The organism is Herbiconiux daphne (assembly GCF_024979295.1).
GTDB lineage: Bacteria > Actinomycetota > Actinomycetes > Actinomycetales > Microbacteriaceae > Herbiconiux > Herbiconiux daphnes.
Window position 1 is genome coordinate 1 of sequence record NZ_JANLCJ010000364.1, and the last position, 720, is coordinate 720.

Annotated in this window: 1 protein-coding gene; it reads left to right on the forward strand. The window is 48.3% G+C overall.

Going from position 1 to position 720, the window contains the following annotated elements; all coding sequences use genetic code 11:
* On the forward strand, positions 1 to 618 hold a 618-nt coding region (locus N1032_RS25275; RefSeq protein WP_259543340.1), incomplete at its 5' end, for a hypothetical protein.
* Positions 619 to 720 lie beyond the last annotated feature (102 nt).

Sequence of the window (720 nt, forward strand, 5' to 3'; positions counted from 1 at the left end):
GTCCACATGTCCGAAGTTAAGAATTTCTCTGCCGTCACTGACCGCTCAACCAAAGGTATCGTCAAAGCTACTACCGATCTGACCAAAGTACTGAACGACCTGCAAAGCCTGACTGCTTCATCTGAAAGTCTGGCTGGTGAAATCCTGTTCCGTCAGAACGAACTGAATAACATCAATGCAGAGTTCGACCAGAAGTTCGCAGAAGCCAAATCTGACCTGCGTATTCGCGTGCTGGACAATGAAGACAAAGTGCTGGAGCAACTGCTCAAAGCTCGTGGCTTCGTTACCATTACCCCGGCTGAACTGACTCAGGTTCGTCAGGCACTGATTGAAGCTGAAACCAGTAATGCTGATGCCATCGCTGAAGCAGTAAGCAAAGCAGAAACTCAGGGTCGTATTGCACTGAATGCTGCGGTAGCTGCTAAAGAAGCTGAGCACAAAGTTGCTATTGCTGAACTGAATGCGAACAGTGCTGCCAAAGACTCTGAGATTAAGTTCCTCAAAGAGCAGGTTGAAGAACTGCGTAAGACAGTCACCGCTGAGCGTGAAACTCGCGTGAAGATTGCTGAAGCAGAATCTCAGCGTGCTGGTGTTACCATCAACCAAGGTAAACAGTAATGGGACAGACAGTATCTGAAGCCAGTATCGAAGAGAAGATTGCTGGTGTGTACTACATCAATGCTGGCGTAGCGTTGGCAGCACAAGGTGAAGTAGTAGCCT